Origin of the sequence: Thiomicrospira sp. S5 (assembly GCF_003991075.1) — a bacterium.
In the GTDB taxonomy this organism is placed as follows: domain Bacteria; phylum Pseudomonadota; class Gammaproteobacteria; order Thiomicrospirales; family Thiomicrospiraceae; genus Hydrogenovibrio; species Hydrogenovibrio thermophilus.
On the sequence record NZ_CP014470.1, the window covers coordinates 1442075 to 1461204 of the forward strand.

General features: G+C 50.1%; 18 protein-coding genes and 2 tRNA genes. 17 read left to right on the forward strand and 3 right to left on the reverse strand.

What is annotated here, in order from left to right:
* The first annotated feature begins 14 nt into the window (after positions 1-14).
* The 6 genes from dnaB (at position 15) to AYJ59_RS06575 (ending at position 5443) form a co-directional block, all read left to right on the forward strand.
* Complete coding sequence (gene dnaB / locus AYJ59_RS06550; protein ID WP_029938249.1) at positions 15-1436, forward strand: replicative DNA helicase; 1422 nt, start codon at positions 15-17, stop codon at positions 1434-1436.
* Positions 1437-1514: 78 nt separating this feature from the next.
* Positions 1515-2591, forward strand: coding sequence for an alanine racemase (gene alr, locus AYJ59_RS06555; protein WP_127119631.1), 1077 nt, complete (start codon positions 1515-1517; stop codon positions 2589-2591).
* A complete protein-coding gene (locus tag AYJ59_RS06560; protein WP_127119632.1) occupies positions 2591-3184 on the forward strand; it encodes an NUDIX domain-containing protein in 594 nt (197 codons plus the stop codon). Before alr ends, AYJ59_RS06560 begins: the two co-directional genes overlap by 1 nt.
* A 33-nt stretch (positions 3185-3217) precedes the next feature.
* Positions 3218-3661: a hypothetical protein gene (locus AYJ59_RS06565; protein ID WP_127119633.1), complete on the forward strand. Its 444-nt coding sequence runs from the start codon at positions 3218-3220 to the stop codon at positions 3659-3661.
* Entirely contained in the window at positions 3651-5048 is a 1398-nt protein-coding gene (locus AYJ59_RS06570) for an MATE family efflux transporter (protein WP_127119634.1), read from the forward strand. Before AYJ59_RS06565 ends, AYJ59_RS06570 begins: the two co-directional genes overlap by 11 nt.
* Positions 5045-5443 carry a YchJ family protein gene (locus tag AYJ59_RS06575; protein WP_127119635.1) on the forward strand — a complete coding sequence of 133 codons (399 nt, stop codon included), beginning with the start codon at positions 5045-5047 and terminating at the stop codon, positions 5441-5443. The genes AYJ59_RS06570 and AYJ59_RS06575 overlap by 4 nt, the downstream gene beginning before the upstream one ends.
* Before the next feature lie 10 nt (positions 5444-5453).
* Here AYJ59_RS06575 and AYJ59_RS06580 read toward each other — a convergent pair whose 3' ends face one another.
* Positions 5454-5639 carry a hypothetical protein gene (locus tag AYJ59_RS06580; protein WP_127119636.1) on the reverse strand — a complete coding sequence of 62 codons (186 nt, stop codon included), beginning with the start codon at positions 5637-5639 and terminating at the stop codon, positions 5454-5456.
* Positions 5640-5791: 152 nt separating this feature from the next.
* Between AYJ59_RS06580 and AYJ59_RS06585 the strand changes: the two genes are divergently transcribed.
* From AYJ59_RS06585 to AYJ59_RS06605, 5 genes are all read left to right on the forward strand, one after another.
* Positions 5792-6931 carry an SPOR domain-containing protein gene (locus AYJ59_RS06585; RefSeq protein WP_127119637.1) on the forward strand — a complete coding sequence of 380 codons (1140 nt, stop codon included), beginning with the start codon at positions 5792-5794 and terminating at the stop codon, positions 6929-6931.
* 94 nt (positions 6932-7025) lie between these two features.
* A tRNA-Leu gene (locus AYJ59_RS06590) sits at positions 7026-7112 on the forward strand.
* A 25-nt stretch (positions 7113-7137) separates the two neighbouring features.
* A tRNA-Val gene (locus AYJ59_RS06595) sits at positions 7138-7214 on the forward strand.
* A gap of 313 nt (positions 7215-7527) precedes the next feature.
* A complete protein-coding gene (locus AYJ59_RS06600) occupies positions 7528-7845 on the forward strand; it encodes a homoserine dehydrogenase (RefSeq protein ID WP_237260278.1) in 318 nt (105 codons plus the stop codon).
* Between the two features lie 309 nt (positions 7846-8154).
* A complete protein-coding gene (locus AYJ59_RS06605) occupies positions 8155-10404 on the forward strand; it encodes a methyl-accepting chemotaxis protein (protein WP_127119639.1) in 2250 nt (749 codons plus the stop codon).
* 37 nt (positions 10405-10441) lie between these two features.
* On the opposite strand, the gene AYJ59_RS06610 is transcribed toward AYJ59_RS06605, so the two are convergent.
* Entirely contained in the window at positions 10442-11857 is a 1416-nt protein-coding gene (locus AYJ59_RS06610; RefSeq protein ID WP_164730747.1) for a sodium/proline symporter, read from the reverse strand.
* 319 nt (positions 11858-12176) lie between these two features.
* On the opposite strand from AYJ59_RS06610, the gene AYJ59_RS06615 reads away from it, so the two are divergent.
* Positions 12177-12560: an STAS/SEC14 domain-containing protein gene (locus AYJ59_RS06615; protein ID WP_029938239.1), complete on the forward strand. Its 384-nt coding sequence runs from the start codon at positions 12177-12179 to the stop codon at positions 12558-12560.
* A 53-nt stretch (positions 12561-12613) separates the two neighbouring features.
* On the opposite strand, the gene AYJ59_RS06620 is transcribed toward AYJ59_RS06615, so the two are convergent.
* Positions 12614-13150 carry a DUF3087 domain-containing protein gene (locus AYJ59_RS06620; RefSeq protein WP_127119641.1) on the reverse strand — a complete coding sequence of 179 codons (537 nt, stop codon included), beginning with the start codon at positions 13148-13150 and terminating at the stop codon, positions 12614-12616.
* A 258-nt stretch (positions 13151-13408) separates the two neighbouring features.
* On the opposite strand from AYJ59_RS06620, the gene queA reads away from it, so the two are divergent.
* From queA to secF, 5 genes are all read left to right on the forward strand, one after another.
* Complete coding sequence (gene queA / locus AYJ59_RS06625) at positions 13409-14473, forward strand: tRNA preQ1(34) S-adenosylmethionine ribosyltransferase-isomerase QueA (protein ID WP_127119642.1); 1065 nt, start codon at positions 13409-13411, stop codon at positions 14471-14473.
* A gap of 31 nt (positions 14474-14504) precedes the next feature.
* Positions 14505-15617 carry a tRNA guanosine(34) transglycosylase Tgt gene (gene tgt / locus AYJ59_RS06630; protein ID WP_127119643.1) on the forward strand — a complete coding sequence of 371 codons (1113 nt, stop codon included), beginning with the start codon at positions 14505-14507 and terminating at the stop codon, positions 15615-15617.
* An 83-nt stretch (positions 15618-15700) separates the two neighbouring features.
* Complete coding sequence (yajC, locus tag AYJ59_RS06635; RefSeq protein WP_029938235.1) at positions 15701-16033, forward strand: preprotein translocase subunit YajC; 333 nt, start codon at positions 15701-15703, stop codon at positions 16031-16033.
* 130 nt (positions 16034-16163) lie between these two features.
* Positions 16164-18041, forward strand: a complete 1878-nt coding sequence (secD, locus tag AYJ59_RS06640) for a protein translocase subunit SecD (RefSeq protein WP_127119644.1) — start codon at positions 16164-16166, stop codon at positions 18039-18041.
* Between the two features lie 14 nt (positions 18042-18055).
* Positions 18056-19072: a protein translocase subunit SecF gene (gene secF, locus AYJ59_RS06645; protein ID WP_127119645.1), complete on the forward strand. Its 1017-nt coding sequence runs from the start codon at positions 18056-18058 to the stop codon at positions 19070-19072.
* Positions 19073-19130: the final 58 nt, after the last annotated feature.

A 19130-nucleotide genomic window follows, 5' to 3' on the forward strand; every position in this document is an offset into this window, starting at 1 on the left:
GGTTTGACCGCCGAATGACTCAAGAAGCCTTATTCAAAACTCCGCCGCACTCGATCGAATCCGAACAGTCCGTTATCGGTGGCTTGCTGTTGGACAATGAAAAATTTTCCGACATTTCCGTGGTGCTGAAAGTAGAGGATTTCTATACCCATCAACATCAATTGATTTACGGGGCGATCAGCCAGCTCAGTGAACGCAATAAGCCGTTCGATCTGGTCACAGTCATTGAAATGTTGGAATCCACCGGAAAGTTGGAAGATGTCGGTGACAAACAGTATTTGATTGACCTGGTCTCCAATACACCGGGTTCGGTGAATATCGAGTTCTACGCCGAAACCGTTCGTGAAAAGTCGATTTTACGATCGCTGATAGCGGTGTCCAATGAAATTTCCGAAACAAGTTATTTCCCGCAGGGAAAAGACATTCGCGAAGTATTGGATTTGGCGGAATCGCGTGTCATGGGCATTGCCGAACACGGCTCCGGTAAACAACGCGAATACGAAACCATGGAAACCTTGTTGAACCGTGCGGTCAGCACCATCGACGAGCGTTTTAATTCCGATGGTTCCATTACCGGTTTGGCGACCAAGCTGACGGAATTCGATGAGGTGACATCCGGGTTGCAGAACGGCGACCTGATTATCGTGGCCGGGCGACCGTCGATGGGGAAAACTACCTTTTCGATGAACCTGGCGGAGAATGTCGCCATGCAAGGCAGTCCGGTGGCGGTTTTCAGTATGGAAATGCCAGGTGAGCAGCTGGTCTTGAGAATGATCAGTTCCATCGGCAAAATCGATGCCGAGCGCATTCGAACCGGTAAACTGCAACAAGAAGACTGGCCAAGTCTGAACAAGGCCGTCAGTATGCTGTCGCAAACCCAGTTTTTCATTGATGATACACCGGCATTGATGATTACGGATCTGCGTGCCAGGGCACGCCGTATCGACAAAGACATTCGTGACGCCCAATACAAAAAAGCAGTGGAAGCCGGAGAAGAAAATCCCGAAGAAAAGGTCACGGGGCTTGGGTTGATTGTGATCGATTATCTGCAGTTGATGCGGGGTTCCACCAATACCGATAACCGGGTCAATGAAATCTCGGAAATTTCCCGTGGCTTGAAAGCGATTGCCAAGGAATTGAATGTGCCGGTCATTGCGCTGTCTCAGTTGAGTCGTAACCTGGAACAACGTCCGGATAAGCGTCCGAAAATGGCGGATTTGCGTGAATCCGGGGCGATTGAGCAGGATGCCGATTTGATTATCTTCATCTATCGTGACGAAGTGTATAATCCGGATACCGATGACAAAGGTACGGCGGAAATCATTCTCGGCAAACACCGTAACGGTGCCTTGGCCAATATTCGCCTGACCTTTATGGGGCAATACACCAAATTCGAAAATCATGCCGGCTTCGATGTGCCCGACGACCCTTATTAACGTAACCGTAAATCGCCTGCAAAAAGGTAATCACAGGATGTCTCAACAACCTTTCTCGATACGCCGGGTGACGATGCCATGACCGCGTACCGTCCGATTCAAGCCCGAATTCACTTAAATGCGCTTCGCAATAATCTGAAGGTGGTAAAAACCTTTGCGCCGAAATCTAAGGTGCTGGCCATTATCAAATCCAACGGTTATGGACATGGCGCCGAACGTGTAGCACGCGAGTTGGCCGAGGCCGATGGTTATGGCGTGGCCTCGATTGATGAAGCGATTTTTTTGCGCCAAAAAGGTTTTTTACACCCGATTGTGATTTTGGAAGGACTGTTTTCCGAAGTGGAACTGGACTTGGCGATTCAGCATCGGCTGGAATTCGCCGTGCACAACTGGGAACAATTGAATTGGCTGAAAACCAGCCATGTAACCACTCCGTTAACGATCTGGCTGAAGCTGGATACCGGCATGCATCGCTTGGGCTTTGACGAACGAGATATGGAACGGGTGTTGACTGCCATCGATCGTTTGCCGATGTCGATCCATTTGAACCTGATGTCGCATTTCGCCTCCGCGGATACGTCCGACGATTTCACTCAGCAGCAGCTGACCACGTTCAATCGTGTTGCACAGACACTGAACTGTCCGAAAAGCCTGGCCAATTCGGCTGGTGTTCAGCGTTACCCACAAAGCCATTTCGACTGGGTGCGTCCCGGCATTATGCTGTATGGCGCTTGCGCAACCGACGAAATGGTGCCGGGCTTACAACCGGCCATGACGTTGGCATCGGAAATCACCAGTTTAAAATGGATTGAAGCGGGTGAAACCGTCGGATACGGCCAAACCTGGCGGGCGGAACGTCGCAGTCTGATTGCGGTGGTGGCGGCCGGTTATGGCGATGGTTATCCGCGATGTGCCCCGGCCGGCACCCCTGTGCTGATTCATGGGCAGCGTTTACCGATGGCGGGGCGGGTGTCGATGGATATGCTGACGGTGGATGTGACCGATATGGCCGACCATGTCGCGCTGGGCGATGAAGTGATCCTCTGGGGGCAAGGTTTACCGGTGGACGTGATTGCTCAGGCGTGCGGCACCATTGGTTATGAATTGTTGTGTGATGTGACTCAACGCGTACCGAGAGTTGAGGTGAAGGACTGATGGCCGACGATAAGCGCATTGAGCTTAAGCAGAAACAGCGAGGGTACGATGGCTTTTTCAAAATCGACCGTCTGACTTTTCGCCATACCCTGTTTCGAGGTGGCTGGACACCTTGGATTGATCGGGAATTGTTTGGCCGTGGCCAAGCGGTGGTGGTGCTGTTGTACGATTTGGCGGCGGGAAAAGTGGTGCTGGTCGAACAATGTCGGGCGGGCGCTTTGACGCATGCGATGGTACAAAACGACCAGGCCTGGCTGATTGAGCCGGTCGCGGGTATGATCGATGAAGGCGAAACCAAACTTGAAGCTTGTGCGCGGGAAGCCTATGAAGAAGCCGGTGTTGCCGACGCCGAATTTGAGTTTATCTGCGAGTTTTACCCCAGTCCCGGCGGCAGTGATGAGATTTTGCATTTGTATGCCGCAGAAGTTGATTCCGTGGCCTTGCCCGATCATGCCGGGCAAGCTCATGAGGTGGAGGATATCCGTTTGGTGAAAATGGATTTCGAAACCGCAAAAGGCAAATTGATGCACGCTGAATTCAATGTTGCCAGCACCATTATTGCCTTACAATGGCTGTTTTTTCAAAAGCTCTAAACGCTCCAAATGCCTTGAGGATAACGTTGTCTGATGTTTTGTTTATTTAAAAATTCCCTTATCGCTTATCCGCTGAACTGGCTGGTGTGGTTGGCCAGTTTGGGCGGAACTCTTTATTGGCTGTACTTCGCCTTCATTGAAAAAGCCTTTTTGCAGAAAGTCTTTGCCGGGCAGGCTTTGTTTGTCGATTTGTTGCTGGGGCTGCCGGTTGTGCTGGTGTTTGCACTGGTGGTGTATGCCATGATTTTCTGGGGGCTGAAGGTTTTAATCATTTTGTTCTGGTCGGATAAAATCATTCAGTTGCCAAGTGATGCCTCCGAATTGAGTGATGAGTTGGATCCAGCTTTGGAAGACGGTTATTGGGAACAGGAAGCGTCCGAATCGAATGGTTCTCAAAAAAATGCTCCTGCCGATGTGGATTCCGAGGAGTTAAAATCGGCATCCGATTCCGACAAACCGACGTCGCATGACAAGTAACGCCAACGCTCCGGCCGGAGCCGCTTATTGGTTGGAACTGAAGCAGCTGGTTCGATTGGCGATTCCGATTTTGCTGGCACAGTTGGCGTTGACTGGGCTGGGTGTGGTGGACACGGTGATGTCCGGCCAAGTCGGCACCGATGATCTGGCGGCCATCGGTTTGGGTTCAAGTTTGTTATTGCCGGTGTTCATGATTTCCACCGGTGTTCTCTTGGCGTTGACGCCGATTGTGGCTCGCCAAAAAGGGCGTGAAGCCTGGGGCGATGTCACGCAATTCCTTCATCAGGCGATTTGGTTGGCTCTACCGCTGGGGCTGGTGTCTTTATTCGTTCTAATGCATCTGCAATGGGTCTTGGACTGGCTCGCTTTACCGCAAGCGGTGTACCGTCTGACCGACGATTATCTGTTTTACATTGCTTTCGGTTTGCCTGGCATTGCGCTCTATCAGGCGTTCCGTTTTTTCTGGGAAGGGCTGGGGCTGACCGTTCCAACCATGATTATCAGCGGATTGGCGTTGGTGATGAATATTCCGTTGAATGCGGTGTTTATTTATGGCTGGGGGCCAATCGAAGCTTATGGCGCTGCGGGGTGTGGCATCGCCTCCGCCATTGTGATGTGGTCGATGTTATTGATGGCGGTGCTGTATGTACTGGCATCGCGCCATACCTCGCATTTGGTCTCCTTACATTGGAGCCGGTTCGGCTTGCCCAGTTGGCGAAACGGCATTCGTGACCTGTTGGCGCTGGGAGTACCCAATACGCTGGCGTTGCTGTTTGAGGTCAGTCTGTTCAGCTTTATCGCGCTGTTCATCGCCCAGCTCGGAGCGGTGGTGATTGCCGCGCACCAGGTTGCCATCAGTTATACCTCCATGGTCTTTATGATTCCGTTGAGCATGGCGATGGCGATTACCGTCCGCACGGGGTTGGCCTACGGGCAAGGGCGTTTACAGGCTGTGAAACAGTCGTTGGCAACGGGAATCGGTTTTTCAGGCCTGGTCAGTTTGGTGACGGCCGGGCTGACGTATTGGTTGGCTTATCCGATTGCCGCGCTTTATTCGCCGGATGCGGACGTGATTGCACTGGCCGGCAGTTTATTATGGCTGGCGGCGATGTATCAGCTTTTTGATGCGATTCAGGTCGGGTGCGCCGGTGCCTTACGCGGGTTACACAGTACCCGAATCATCATGGTGGTTACTTTCATCAGTTATTGGGTTATCGGCCTCGGGTTAGGCTATGCGCTGGCATTCGGCGATTGGTTTTGGGCGCCGCAAGGGGTAATGGGGTTCTGGATTGGTATTTTGCTGGGCTTGATGTTGGCCGCAGTGCTGTTATCGCTTAATCTGCGTCAGCGGGTTCGTTATTTGGTGACAACCGGGGAGTTGCAATGAGTGAGTCGCTTTGTCCATGTGGTTCGAAAAAACCTTATGCCGAGTGCTGCCAACCGTTTCACCAAGGCGAAGCGTTTCCGGCCTCCGCTGAGCAATTGATGCGCTCGCGTTACAGTGCCTATGCATTGCATCTGAAAGACTATTTATTGCAAACTTGGGATAAAACGACCAGGCCTGGTGATTTTTCATTTGAATCCGGCCTTAAATGGCGTAAGTTGCGAATCGTGAAAACCAAACAAGGCGGTGTGCAAGACGGGAAGGGCATGGTTGCGTTTCGTGCCGAATATGAATTAGATACCGAATCCGGTGTTGAAAAAGGCGTGATGACGGAAAAAAGCCAATTCCGGCGTGACGATGAAGGACACTGGGTGTACGTCAGTGGCGAGGTGTCCTAAGGCTTTTTATTCAGTGATCGGAGGTCTGCCCCTTCGAATCTGTATTTTGGTCGGTCTGAGCGGTTTTGTCATCCTTGTTTTTGAAGACTCGGTACAGCCACCACATGGCCAAACCGACCACGGTCAGGCTGACAATCAGCATTATCAGGGTAATCAAAAGAGCGGAACCGACATCATCCAAACCGATACTGTGCATAGACTTTTTTCTATCCTCGTTCGTTCCCGCCAGCGTCAGCAGGAATCCGTAAAATTTCCCTTTGCAAAGGTCATGTAACATTCTACAATACAGAAGCGATTGATAGTGAAATTTAAATCGCTCCCATTAATCCGTTACGAAGTGTTTGTCGAATGGCCCAAACCATCTCAGAATTGGAAAAAGAAAGAGCCGAGTTGCTGAAAGCAATCGAAAGCCAGGCTCAGCAAATGTCTTCATCGCGCCAAAGCCGCGATACCCACACCTCCGAACATACTTTGAATGATTGGCTCAATGCCGCAGAGGAAGTTATGCCCAGTACCCCGAAAAGACCGACGTCATCCAATAATACCCAAGCACCTAAATCCAAAAACAAAGCCTCTTTTTTCGGCGTAGTGATTATGTTGTCACTGCTGTTGACGATTCTCGGGGTGGTGTACATCGCTTACACCAGTATTCATAATGAGCTGCAAAAAGTCTTGGCGGTCAAAGAGGATTCGATGCGCGAAGTCACTTTGTTGAAAGAATCGGTGGCGGAGTTGCAGAAATCCGTGGCAACCGGTGGTAAAAGCGAATTGTTTGACCAGCTTCAAAAACGTGTCACTGCCTTGGAAAACGAGTTGGCGGCCTTGAAAAAACAACCGGTAGCCGCGGCTGAAACAGTAGAAAGCCAAACCGTCACCGAAACGGTTCAATCTGCTGATACCTTGGCGCCGAATGTGGTGACCACCGATATTTTGGAACAGAAGCTTCAAGAGTACACCCAGGGGATTGATAAAAAGCTTGAAGTGATTCTGAAGCACTTACATATTAATCCGGCTGAGATGGAAGCGGGGGCTCAGGAGCAGGGAGCCGCGAATGTGTCTATTAAGGAAGAGACAATTGACGAACCGTCCGTAGCGGAACCGGCTCAACCGAAAGTGAAACCGTTGGACCTACCGGTGGTGCGTTTGGTAAAAAAAGTTCAAAAACCGGCCGAACCGACCACTGAAGCTCCTGTGAAAAACTACACAGCTGACGTGAAATGGTTGTTGGAAGAACCCGCTTTTAATTACACCTTGCAGTTGGCCAGTATGCAAGAGCGCAGCTCGGTTGAAAAAATGATTCGTGAAAAAGGTCTGGACGGGGCCAAAATCATTCCATTGGAACGAAAAGGCGAGGCCTATTACGTTTTGTTGACCGGCAGTTATGCCTCTCGCACCGAAGCCGATAAAGCCGCTAAGCGTTACAAGCAAAATTTCGGCATTTCGCCTTGGGTACGTAAAATCAAAGACTTAAGCAACAAACTCGATTGATGCGCGAAAAAAGGCGCTTTTTAAGCGATTTTTCGTGGAAAAACGTTTGACTTGCCCAGGGAATCTCTCTATAATTCGCACATCTTTTCACAGCGCCAGTGTGATGAAATTGGTAGACATGACGGATTCAAAATCCGTTGGTGGCAACACCGTGGCGGTTCGAGTCCGCCCACTGGTACCATTTACTTTTCGTATATTCTCTATATACGACCGTAGCTCAGCTGGTTAGAGCACCACCTTGACATGGTGGGGGTCGGTGGTTCGAATCCACTCGGTCGTACCAAATTTCTTGATTTTAATTCTGCAGATCAAATTATTTATTCTCGTTAAGCTTCTGTTTTTACTTTTCTGATAAGCCCTAAAGGTTTTGTTATAAAAAATCCATATCCAGAAACCATCGTTATGGCATAGATTGGATAAGTAGGATGTCGTATACTTTATGGATGGTAACTAACCTTTCTTTTTGTAAGGAATAATGGAATGTGTCGTTGCCTGTTTTAATAAAGCATGGAGGAGCGTATTCAGTGAGAAAAATCACGATATTAATGATCGGTCTAGGCCGTATTGGCGGCAAGTTTTATGAGCAGTTTAGTGATATGAACTCGGATCAAGTGGAAATCATCGCGATTAGCGAGCCGAATTTTGAAAACCCTTTGGTGGACGATGCTGAAAAGAAGGGAATTCCGAATTATCCGCAGTTTGAAGAAGCCATTGAGCGTTTCGGTGAGGGAATCGATATTATTATGGATACCTCGAATCGGCCGGAGCTGAAGCAAGCGATTCGTCAGAAGTTGGTGGATAGCGGCAACCAGCACAGTGTGGTTGTGCCGATGGTGGTGGATTATCTCATGTGGTATTTGTTGCCGGGTGCCGAAGCGATTCCGCAATCGCATCATAAAAATATCGGTTACTGAAACACTTAATCGAAATTCGTTTAAAAAAGCGTTGTTATCGGCGCTTTTTTTATGGATTTTTTTCAGGTCGAAATCTACCTGAAACCCCCTGTTTTAAAGGTTTTTGCGTCGGTCTTTGTCGACCTTTGAGAACAAAGCAAGTTTTTAAGCATTTTTATTTATATTTTTTATGAATCGCCATTAATTTATTATTAATTTCTTATATAATCCTTGGCCAAACATAATGCAACAGTGGTGTCACACTGTGCCAACGTCACTCTGAATGTCTTGTTTTCAATGTTTTGACCTCGTTTTGAGGCTGAGGATACTATGACCATTCGAACAAAATTAATTTTGTCTTTCGCAGCTATGTTGCTTCTTACAGCCATTCTCGGGCTGACAACCTTATGGGAAACGCAGCGGCTTTCCACTTCTCAAGACTTAATCGTCAGTGACCGCTTGCCGAAACTGGCTGCGGTGAATACTATTCAAGCACTTAACCCTCGTATACAGCGGGACTTTCGGGAGTATTTATTGGTTACGGATGAAGCGTCTCGTGATGTTTTAATGAAGCGTATTTCGAATTACCGTCAAGATGTTGCTAAGCAGTTCGAGTATTTGAAACAAAATACACATTCCGAGAAAGGGAAGCGTTTGCTGGCGGATTTGGAAGCGAAAAACACGGATATGATTGACGTTAATAATCTGGTGGTCGAATGGGTGAAAAATGGTTATGAAGAGCAAGCCAAACAGACGTTGCTGGATTCATCCTCTCGCGAAAAACGAGTTGCTTTGAGAGAGGCGTTGCGGGCCATTGCAGAGCATCAGGATGCGCAAGCGCGTCAAAGCGGTGATGAAGGCATGCGAATTGCCAATGAAACCCGAATTGTAGTGACGGCGATTTTGGTCGCCGGGTTGATTTTCGGTGTCTTGATGGTGATGTACATTCTAAGAAGTGCGGTCAAGCCGATTAAGGAAATGCAAAACGTGATGCAAGCCGTTGCGCAGGACGGTAATTTCAAACGTCAGGTGCCGGTCAATAACGAAGATGAAATCGGCTTGGCGTTGGTAGCGTTTAACCAGTTGTTGAAAAACTTGGATGAAGCCATCGAACAAACCGGTGTGGTCGTGATGGCGCTGTCGCAAGGGGATTTCTCCAAGCGCATTACCGGCGAATTTGTCGGCAGCTTGAATGACGTCAAGCAGGGCGTTAATACTTCGGTGGAGCAGGTTTCGAGCACAATGGCGGAACTGAATCAATTGATGCAAGCCATGGCGGGTGGTGATTTTAAAGCCAGTTTCGATGTCGATGTAAAAGGCGAATTTGCTGAAATCGCCAGCAGTGCAATGGCCACGGTGAAGGGACTGGATCGTGTGATTTCCGAAATCAACGGCGTGATGGCGCAAGTGGTCGATGGACAGTTCTCGGGGCGTGTTAAGGCCGATGCGGAAGGGGATTTGGCTAAGTTGAAAACGTCCATTAACGAAACGCTGAATAACCTGGAAAGTGTGATGCGCAATATCGGGGAAGTACTGCAAGCGCAGGCGCAGGGCGATTTCACCAAAGAAATCACCACGGAATGTCATGGGCAGTTGAAAGAGTTGAAAGACGCGATTCATTTCTCCTCAACCAAAATCAGTGAAGTCATTGCCCAAATCAGCCACAGTAATGAAGTGGTGGCGTCGGCCGCGAATGAGTTGGCACAAGGCTCGAGTGATTTGTCGTCTCGTGTTCAGCAGCAAGCAGCCGCGTTGGAAGAAACTTCGGCCACCATGGACCAAATGGCTTCGACCGTGAAACAAAACACCGACAATGCCATTCAGGTCGCGGACATGTCGCAGCAAGCCAGTGAAGAAGCCGGGCAAGGCATGACGGTGATGAAGCAAACCATTGAAGCCATGAATGGCATTAAGGATTCCAGTCATCGTATTGCCGATATCGTGACCTTGATTGACGGTATCGCTTTCCAGACCAACTTGCTGGCCTTGAATGCGGCGGTGGAAGCGGCGCGTGCCGGTGACCACGGGCGTGGTTTTGCGGTAGTCGCCGGTGAAGTCCGTGCCTTGGCGCAAAAGTCGGCGGAAGCGGCTAAGGAAATTAAAGATTTGATCGAAGAAAGCGTTAGCCGTGTCGAAAACGGTAGCCGTCTGGCGGAAGATTCCGGGCAATCCCTGGAATCGATTACCGAAGTGATTCGCCAAGTGAATGGCATGATTAATGAAATCTCCAAAGCGTCACAGGAGCAAACCACCGGCGTGGAACAAGTGAATCGTGTGGTGACGGATATCGACCAGATGACGCAGCAGAATGCGGCGTTGGTGGAAGAGTCTGCTTCGGCTTCGGAAGAGTTGAACGAGCAGGCGAATGAAATGCGTGAAGCGGTGGCCTTCTTTAAAGTGGTTGGGGGCTATACGACTAAGGCACTTGAAGCGGAAGCTGCATTGAATGCACCCAAAGCTTCTAACCTGGCCGCTCTGGAAAGTAAACCGGCGAACAATACCGAGAAGCCGGCTCTCACCAAACCGGCCTCTAACTCGGAAAAAGCGTTGGAAAATGAGGGTGAGTGGTCCACCTTCTAAAGGGTGACGCTCTTATTGACCTGATTAAATCCCGGCTTTAGCCGGGATTTTTGTTTGCGGCCACTGAAATAAAACGTGATCCCAACAAGGCGGTTCCAAGCCCGAACAGGAAGCCGAAGGTGATGGTGTATACAAACGACAACCAGCCGAAATAACTGATGAGCGTAAAGCTCAGCATACCGACCAGAATGGTTAAAATCGCCCAGGCCTGGTTGATTCGTTGTTTTAACGCCAGCCAGATAATCAATGGACCGAACGCTGAGCCGAGTAGCCCCCAAGCATCCAAGACCAAGCTGAATACGGTTTGGTTGTTGGATAAAGCGATGGAAACGGCGACGACCAGAATGGTGAAGGTGGCGAGTTTGGTCAACATCAGACTATTGGTCGGCGTGTTACGCAAATCCCGTGTCAAAGACGCAGAGCAGGACAGAATCAGGGAATCCACCGTTGACATGGTGGCGGCAAACAGCGCCGCCAACATCAAACCGGCGAACATGTCCGGCATCAGTTGATCCGCCAATAACGGCAGAGCCATTTCGGCATCGAAGTTGTCGGTGGAGGGAATCAGCAGTCGGCTCAGCAAGCCGACAATGATGGTCAGGCTATAAAATACCGTAAACCAGCCGTAGTAATAAAATTGCATTTCTCTGGGCGTGCGATCCGGGTGAAGCGTCATAAAGCGAATCACCACATGCGGTTGACCGATAACGCCCATGCCGCCGAATACCCAGCCGATAATGAACAAGAGGGCGGAAAATGGGTTTAAGTCGGATGGGAACCAGAACATATAGTCGCTGGATACCTCATGCAATAAATGATTGATGTCGCCAAAACTGCCCAGTGATGCCACGCCGAAATACACCATTAGCAACATCCCGCCTAGCATCACAATGGATTGCGCCACGTCGGTCCAAATTGAGGCGCGCAAGCCGCCAACCAGACTGTAGACGAAGATAATGACCGCCGCCAACAAGATGCCGGTTTCCCTTGGCCAGTCCAATAAGGCTTCGGTGGCTTTGGTGCCGGCTTTTAATTGCGCTGCCGCGTAGATGGTGAGGAACAGAATGGTCAATAGGCCAATCAATTGACGAAGCCGGTGTGCGCTGGGGGCTTTCATCCAATGCAGAATCAGCCCGCCGAACGAATGGACTTCATCGTTTTGCGCCTGGGTTTGAATGGCTTTGACGGCTTGGCGCTGCACCAGCCAGTCACCGAAAATCCAGCCGACCATCAGCCAGATGGATGATAATCCCATAAAGTAGGTGGCGCCGATCATACCGATGAACATGAAACCGCTGTTATTGGTGGCCACCGCGGACAGCCCCACTAAAGCCGGGTGGACGCTCTTGCCGGCTACAAGGTAGTCTTCGGTGGTTTTTCGCGAGAAGAAGTAACTGGCGACACCGATGAAAAAGAATAGGGACAGAAAAAACAGAAAGGTATATAAAATCATAGACATCCGAAGGGGTGGCAAAAGTAAAAAGGAGTGTTGTTGGAAAAAGGCTGATCGACCAGGGGACCGGTGAAGAGAGTTGAGCGGAACGAATAGGACTGTGCGAGAGTCGTCGTCCGATCGTGCGAAGCTATTAAGCTGTCGATAATAAGGCCTTTTTTTAGGGTGTTTAAATTGGCATTCATCCTAACAAACCGTTTCCGGGATGGCAAATTTGGTGTGAAACGGGATTTTCATTTTGCGTGATTAAGCGTATGATTTGAAGGGTTGTTCAGACGTCTCTTCGGAGGCATTTCAAAGCAGTGTTTAGGAGGCAAAGATGGCAGTTCAAAAACACGGTATTTCGTTGGGCATCCAACGGGTCGGCGCGCAGTTTTTTCTGGCGTTGACCGCAGTAGGAAAACTGACGCACGAAGATTATGAAATGATGACCCCTATGATTGATTCGGCTCTGGAAGGGGTTAAGGAAGCGAAGATTCATGCCTTAGCCGATTTAACCGAAATGGAAGGCTGGGAAATGCGAGCCGCTTGGGATGATTTTCGGCTGGGCATGAAGCACCGCAATCAGTTTGAAAAAATCGCCATTTTAGGCAATAAAAAGTGGCAGGAGTATTCGGCGAAAGTGGGTAAATGGTTTGTATCCGGTGATATTCAATACTTTGAAGACGAGCAAGCGGCGTTGGATTGGTTACAAGAGCCGTAATCGTTAACGTTATCTCTAATATCAAAAACCACCAGGCCTGGTGGTTTTTTGTTTTAGGCTTGGGACGCCTCATGGTCCTTGTATTCTTCGACCATACTGGGATCGAACCGGGTTTGGTTGATGTCGATGCCAAGATTGACCAGACGTTGTACCAGTTGTTCTTTTTCGGATTTAATCTCAATCAGTTCGTGGCTGTTTTCTTCCAATTGATACATTTGGGTGAGCCCCAGGTGATAAAAACGTAAGATTTTCAGCGCTTTTTCGTCGTCATGGTTGGCTTTGGCCTTGACCTTGTCGATGACATTGGTGATGTGCATGAGGTTGCGTTTCAGGCGCCAGCCGTACATGGCTTCGTTCATCCAGGCGCTGTCCTTAAAGAAGAAGCGCACAATTAAGCCGGTAATCACCAGGCCGACAAATGCGCCCAATAAATTCAAGACGATGTGGTTCGAGCTGTAGGGTCCGAGGTATTCCACGAAACTGGTGGCGGTAATCATTCCGATGACAATGAAAATCGCCATGATTTTCAAGGTCGCATTACGGGTTTGTTTGCGGTAAAACGCCGGGTCAATGTCTTTGATTTCGAACATAACCAATTCCTCAGTGAGATTCCCGACTAAGTCGGGCGCGATTCTGGTAATGGCAAAATCTTAGCATGACCGTTACAGGGTTGCGAGTTAAACCCATCGATTTTTCGGAAACGACCAGGCCTGGCGAATTTTGATTTTCCATCTGACGGGGGAATGAAATCACGGTATAATCTTGCGTTTTTAAGCCGTTACCGAAAAACATTACTCGAAAACAGAGTCCAAAACCGAACCGGCGCTCAGCGCCCGGTAAGCAAAACTATGCGACGACAAGATTTTTACTTTGACCTGCCCGAAGAACTGATTGCGCAGCAACCGACGGAAGAGCGTACCCAAAGCCGACTGCTGGTGATGGAAGCGGACGGTGGCGTATCCGATCAACATTTCCGGGACTTACTGTCGTATCTGAATGAAAACGATTGTTTGATTTTCAACGACACCAAAGTGATTCCGGCCAGACTGTTCGGGCAAAAATCAACCGGCGGTCAGGTGGAACTGTTGATTGAACGGGTGCTGGATAATGAACGGGTCTTATCGCATGTGCGTTCCAGTCGGGCCCCGAAGGCCGGTGCCGTTCTGCACATCGCCGATGCGTTCGAGGCCGAAGTATTGGGGCGTGAAGGCGCGTTGTTCGAATTGAAGCTTTCACAAAAAGAGTCGGATTTGTCGGCGTTGGAATTGATTGAAGCGCATGGTCATATGCCGTTGCCGCCGTATATCGAGCGCGAAGACGAACTGGAAGATAAAGAACGCTATCAAACGGTGTACTCCGCCAAACCGGGGGCGGTTGCTGCACCGACGGCGGGGCTGCATTTTGATGAGGCCCTGTTGGAACGCATTCGTGCCAAAGGCGTATCGACCGGGTTTGTAACGCTGCACGTTGGCGCCGGCACCTTTAAGCCGGTGCAGGTGGATGACATTGCCGAGCACGTTATGCATTCCGAAGTCATTGAAGTCTTGCCGGAAACCGTGGCGTTGATTGAAGAAACCAAACGTAAAGGCGGGCGGGTGATTGCCGTGGGCACCACATCGGTTCGCTGTTTGGAAAGCGCCGCGCACTTTTCCGGTGACGGGCCATTGCAACCTTATCAAGGTGAAACCGATATTTTCATCACCCCGGGGTACGAATTCCAAGTGGTGGATGTGCTTTTGACCAATTTTCACCTGCCGGAATCCACCTTGATTATGTTGGTGTCGGCGCTGGCGGGGTATGAGCGCACCATGCAAGCCTATGCCCACGCCGTGGCGCAAGGTTACCGCTTTTTCAGTTACGGCGATGCCATGCTGGTGCATCCTGCTCAGAAAACGGCTGCGAAGGCTGGATGACGCCAAACACATAACGAATGGATACAATTGAATGAAATTTGAATTGGATAAACAAGATGGGCGCGCGCGTCGCGGCCGATTGATTTTTGACCGCGGCGTGGTGGAAACGCCAGCCTTTATGCCGGTCGGCACCTACGGTTCGGTCAAAGGGATGATGCCAGAAGAAGTGGCCGACACCGGCGCCCAGATTATTTTGGGCAATACTTTCCATTTGGCGATTCGTCCGGGGACCGATATTATCGAACAGCACGGCGATTTGCATGATTTCATTAACTGGCCGGGCCCGATTCTGACCGATTCCGGCGGGTTTCAGGTGTTCAGTCTCGGCAAAATGCGCAAGATTGTCGAAGAAGGGGTGCATTTCCGTAACCCGGTCAATGGATCGCGTTTGTTCATGGGGCCGGAAGAATCGATGGAAATCCAGCGCAAATTGGGTTCCGACATCGTGATGATTTTCGACGAATGCACGCCGTATCCGGCGTCGCACGAGGTGGCGGCCGAGTCGATGCGTTTGTCGCTGCGTTGGGCGGAGCGTTCCAAAAACGCGCATGAAGGCAACCCTTCGGCCTTGTTCGGTATTGTGCAGGGCGGTATGTATGAAGATTTGCGTGAAGAGTCCATTCAGGCGTTGATGGAAATCGGTTTCGACGGCTACGCCATCGGCGGCTTGTCGGTGGGCGAGCCGAAAGAAGAAATGATGGCGACATTGGATTTCACCGAACCGCATATGCCGACCGACAAGCCGCGTTATATGATGGGCGTCGGTAAGCCGGAGGACATTGTCGAAGCGGTCCGTCGCGGCATTGATATGTTCGACTGTGTGATTCCGACTCGCAATGCTCGAAATGGCTTCCTGTTTACGCACACCGGTGTCGTCAAAATTCGGAACGCGGTGCACAAGACCAGTTTGGAACCGTTGGATGCCAAGTGTGATTGCTATACCTGCCGCAATTATACTCGGGCTTATCTGCATCATTTAGACAAGTGTGGTGAAATCCAGGGGGCACGCCTGAACACCATTCATAATCTGCATTATTACCAGTTATTGATGAAAGGGTTGCGGGACGCCATCGCATCGAATTCATTGGACGCTTTTGTAGCGGATTTTTATGCTGAACGAGACGAGGCGGTACCGCCGTTGTGACAATCCGATGATGTCAGATTTTGTTAATAGAATTTTCAAATTTTTTATGCAACAATAACGCAGTTAATTTTAAGGAGAAAAATATGATTTTGATTTCGGATGCCATGGCAGAAGGCGGCGCGGCCGCACAAGGAAGTGGTTTTGAAGCGTTGCTTCCGTTGGTTCTATTGTTTGTGGTGTTTTACTTCTTGTTGATTCGTCCACAGCAAAAGAAAGTCAAAGAGCATAAGAAGTTGGTTCAAGCTCTGGGGAAAGGCGCGGAAGTCGTCACTTACGGTGGTTTGGCCGGTAAAATCCGTGAATTGGATGAAAACTTCGTCGATTTGGAAATCGCCGACAACGTGACTGTGAAAGTTGAGCGTCAAAACGTTGCACGTGAGTTGCCGAAAGGAACATTGAAAGGGACTGCTGAATAAGCAGGCACCAAAACGACAAGGGGCTGATTGGCCCCTTTTGTTGTTTTAAGGGAAGCACTTGCACGTATCGAAATCCACGGTGCGTGTTCTCTAGGCTAGCACCTTAGCCGTTTTTTGGAAAAATACGACCATGTTTGAATCAAGACAAAAAGTCATCAGTAACCAGTATCCTGCCTGGAAATATCTGTTATTACTCGTTGTCATTGTGCTCGGGCTGATTTATGCAGCTCCGAACCTGTTTGGCGACGATCCGGCGGTACAGGTATCGCCGGCCAAGTCGGTGCAGTTTGATGCCAGCACTGAAAAAACCATTGAGTCCACTTTGGCAAAAGCCGACCTGGAACCGAAATCCTTAAAATATCAAAACGGTCAGTTCCTGATTCGTTTTCATAATGCGGACGACCAGCTGAAAGCCAAAAGTGTGCTGAAAGACGTTTTGGGCCGTCAAGCTGTTGTGGCCTTGAACTTGGCACCGGCTACGCCGGAGTTTTTGAGAGCGATGGGCGCACAACCTATGTACCTCGGTTTGGATTTGCGTGGCGGGGTGCATTTTTTGATGGACGTCGACATGGAAGCGGCCATCGAGAAAAACTACAACCGTTATGTGGATGAAATCAAAGCCACTTTCCGAAAAGAGCGCATTCGTTACCTAGGCGTGGAATACCAGCAAGATCACTTGATGGCTAAGTTCCGCGATGCGGCCAGCGTGGAAGCCGCTGACAAAGCGCTTCAGGAGGCCTATCCGGCTCAGTTCAATCTGATTCAAAAACCGGACGAGCATGCATTGGAAATCCGCTTGCTTCCAAAAACATTGGAAGAGGCGCGTACCTATGCGCTGAAGCAAAACATCACCACTTTGCGTAACCGTATCAACGAACTGGGGGTCGCTGAGCCGGTGATTCAGCAGCAAGGTGATCGCCGTATTGTGGTGCAGTTGCCGGGCGTTCAAGACACGGCTAAAGCAAAGGAAATCCTAGGCGCGACAGCGACGTTGGAATTCCGTCTAGTGGAAGAAAAAGGCGATGCGGCACGTGCTGAAAAAACCGGTTATGCGCCGAACGGTTCGCGTTTGTACCATTTCCGAAACGGTCGCCCGATTTTGCTGAAACGCAGTGTGATTGTGACCGGTGACAATGTTATCAATGCGCAGTCCGGTATCGATCCGGAATCCGGTTCGCCGGAAGTGACGGTGACCTTGGATGGCGTCGGCGGACGTAAGATGCTGGCGACCACCAAAGAGAATATCGGTAACCGCATGGCGGTGGTGTTCATTGAAAACCGTATCGACACCATCGAAAAAGGCGATGAAACCATTAAAAAACGTGTGACGACTAAAGATGTCATTAACGCCGCAGTGATTCGCGGTCAGTTCGCCAACCGTTTCCAAATCACCGGTTTGGACAGTCCGCAAGAAGCGCAGGATTTGGCGTTGCTGTTGCGTGCCGGGGCTTTAGCGGCACCGATGGAAATCGTTGAAGAACGTACTGTCGGACCGAGCTTGGGGCAAGACAATATCGATCAGGGCATGATGTCCGTGGTTGTTGGCTTCTTGCTGGTATTGGTGGTGATGGTCTGGCGTTATAAAGTGTTCGGCATGATCGCTAATGTGGCTCTGACCTTGAATTTGGTTCTGATTGTCGCGGTGCTATCGTTGTTGCAGGCGACTTTGACGTTGCCGGGGATTGCGGGCATCGTCTTGACCGTCGGGATGGCGGTGGATGCCAATGTATTGATTTTCGAGCGGATTCGCGAAGAGTTGCGTAATTCGTCGGTGCAGTCGGCCATTCACGCCGGTTATGAAAAAGCCTTCGTGACCATTGCCGATGCCAATATCACCACCTTGTTGGCGGCGGTTGTCCTATTCAGTTTCGGTACCGGGCCGATTAAAGGCTTTGCGATTACACTGTCCATCGGGATCATTACCTCCATGTTTACCGCCATCTTGGGTACAAGAGCGTTGGTGAACGCGCTATACGGCAATAAGCCGGTAGAAAAATTATCGGTTTAGTCAGAGGAAACACAATGAGCGCACAAGTAGAAAAACAGTATAACTTTATGGGCCATCGCCGCTTGGCGATGGGGGTTTCATTGGCTTTCGTCATTTTGTCGGTCGTCGGTTTGTTTGTGAAAGGGCTGAACCTTGGGATCGACTTCACCGGCGGGACGATTATCGAATTGTCGTATCAAGAACCGGCCGATGTCGATAACATTCGTGACGCCTTACAGGTCAGCGGCTTTGACGAAGCGGTGGTTCAGAACTTCGGTTCGGCGGAAGACGTTTTGATTCGCATTGCGCCGCGCGACGGCGTGAATTCCGCGCAAATCAGCAATATGGCGATGGACGGATTGCGGGATAACCATTCCGACGGTTTTGAGTTGCGTCGTGTCGAATTCGTCGGTCCGCAGGTTGGGGATGAATTGACTGAAGACGGTGCTTTGTCGGTGATTTATGCCTTGATCGGGATTTTGATTTACGTGGCGTTACGTTTCGAGTTCCGCTTCTCCATCGGCTCCGTGGCGGCCTTGGTGCATGATGTGGTCATCACGCTGGGCGTGTTCGCCTGGACGCAAGCCCAGTTCGATTTAACGGTGCTGGCGGCGTTACTGGCGGTCATCGGTTATTCCCTGAACGATACCATCGTGGTCTTTGACCGGGTGCGGGAAAATTTCCGAACCCTCCGAGACGGCACACCGGAGGAGGTCACGAATTTGGCCATCAACCAAATGTTGTCGCGTACTATCATGACGTCCTTGACCACCTTGCTGGTGCTGATTGCCTTGTTTGTTTTGGGCGGTGAAATCATTCACAACTTCGCACTGGCCTTGATTGTCGGTATCGTGGTCGGGACCTATTCCTCTACCTATGTCGCCAGCTCCATTGCATTGGCATTGGGCGTATCGAAGGAAGATTTGATGAAGCCGGTAAAAGAGGGGGCGGATGCCACTGCGCAGGAAGAAGAACTGAACCGCATTTTCCTGGAGCAGGAAGCGGAGCGTGAAGCGCGCGATGCGGCCAAGCAGAGCAAGCGCAAAAAATAACCCAATTTCAAAACAGCAAATTGGAAATATAAAAAAAAGACCAGGCCTGGTCTTTTTT

Coding starts and splice junctions, on each gene's coding strand:
- AYJ59_RS06565 (WP_127119633.1), top strand. CDS start 3,218: ATGTTTTGTTTATTTAAAAATTCCCTTATCGCTTATCCGCTGAACTGG.
- AYJ59_RS06610 (WP_164730747.1), bottom strand. CDS start 11,857: ATGATTTTATATACCTTTCTGTTTTTTCTGTCCCTATTCTTTTTCATC.
- secF (WP_127119645.1), top strand. CDS start 18,056: ATGAGCGCACAAGTAGAAAAACAGTATAACTTTATGGGCCATCGCCGC.
- AYJ59_RS06580 (WP_127119636.1), bottom strand. CDS start 5,639: ATGCACAGTATCGGTTTGGATGATGTCGGTTCCGCTCTTTTGATTACC.
- alr (WP_127119631.1), top strand. CDS start 1,515: ATGACCGCGTACCGTCCGATTCAAGCCCGAATTCACTTAAATGCGCTT.
- AYJ59_RS06585 (WP_127119637.1), top strand. CDS start 5,792: ATGGCCCAAACCATCTCAGAATTGGAAAAAGAAAGAGCCGAGTTGCTG.
- AYJ59_RS06575 (WP_127119635.1), top strand. CDS start 5,045: ATGAGTGAGTCGCTTTGTCCATGTGGTTCGAAAAAACCTTATGCCGAG.
- AYJ59_RS06605 (WP_127119639.1), top strand. CDS start 8,155: ATGACCATTCGAACAAAATTAATTTTGTCTTTCGCAGCTATGTTGCTT.
- secD (WP_127119644.1), top strand. CDS start 16,164: ATGTTTGAATCAAGACAAAAAGTCATCAGTAACCAGTATCCTGCCTGG.
- dnaB (WP_029938249.1), top strand. CDS start 15: ATGACTCAAGAAGCCTTATTCAAAACTCCGCCGCACTCGATCGAATCC.
- AYJ59_RS06615 (WP_029938239.1), top strand. CDS start 12,177: ATGGCAGTTCAAAAACACGGTATTTCGTTGGGCATCCAACGGGTCGGC.
- AYJ59_RS06620 (WP_127119641.1), bottom strand. CDS start 13,150: ATGTTCGAAATCAAAGACATTGACCCGGCGTTTTACCGCAAACAAACC.
- tgt (WP_127119643.1), top strand. CDS start 14,505: ATGAAATTTGAATTGGATAAACAAGATGGGCGCGCGCGTCGCGGCCGA.
- queA (WP_127119642.1), top strand. CDS start 13,409: ATGCGACGACAAGATTTTTACTTTGACCTGCCCGAAGAACTGATTGCG.
- AYJ59_RS06560 (WP_127119632.1), top strand. CDS start 2,591: ATGGCCGACGATAAGCGCATTGAGCTTAAGCAGAAACAGCGAGGGTAC.
- AYJ59_RS06570 (WP_127119634.1), top strand. CDS start 3,651: ATGACAAGTAACGCCAACGCTCCGGCCGGAGCCGCTTATTGGTTGGAA.
- AYJ59_RS06600 (WP_237260278.1), top strand. CDS start 7,528: ATGAACTCGGATCAAGTGGAAATCATCGCGATTAGCGAGCCGAATTTT.
- yajC (WP_029938235.1), top strand. CDS start 15,701: ATGATTTTGATTTCGGATGCCATGGCAGAAGGCGGCGCGGCCGCACAA.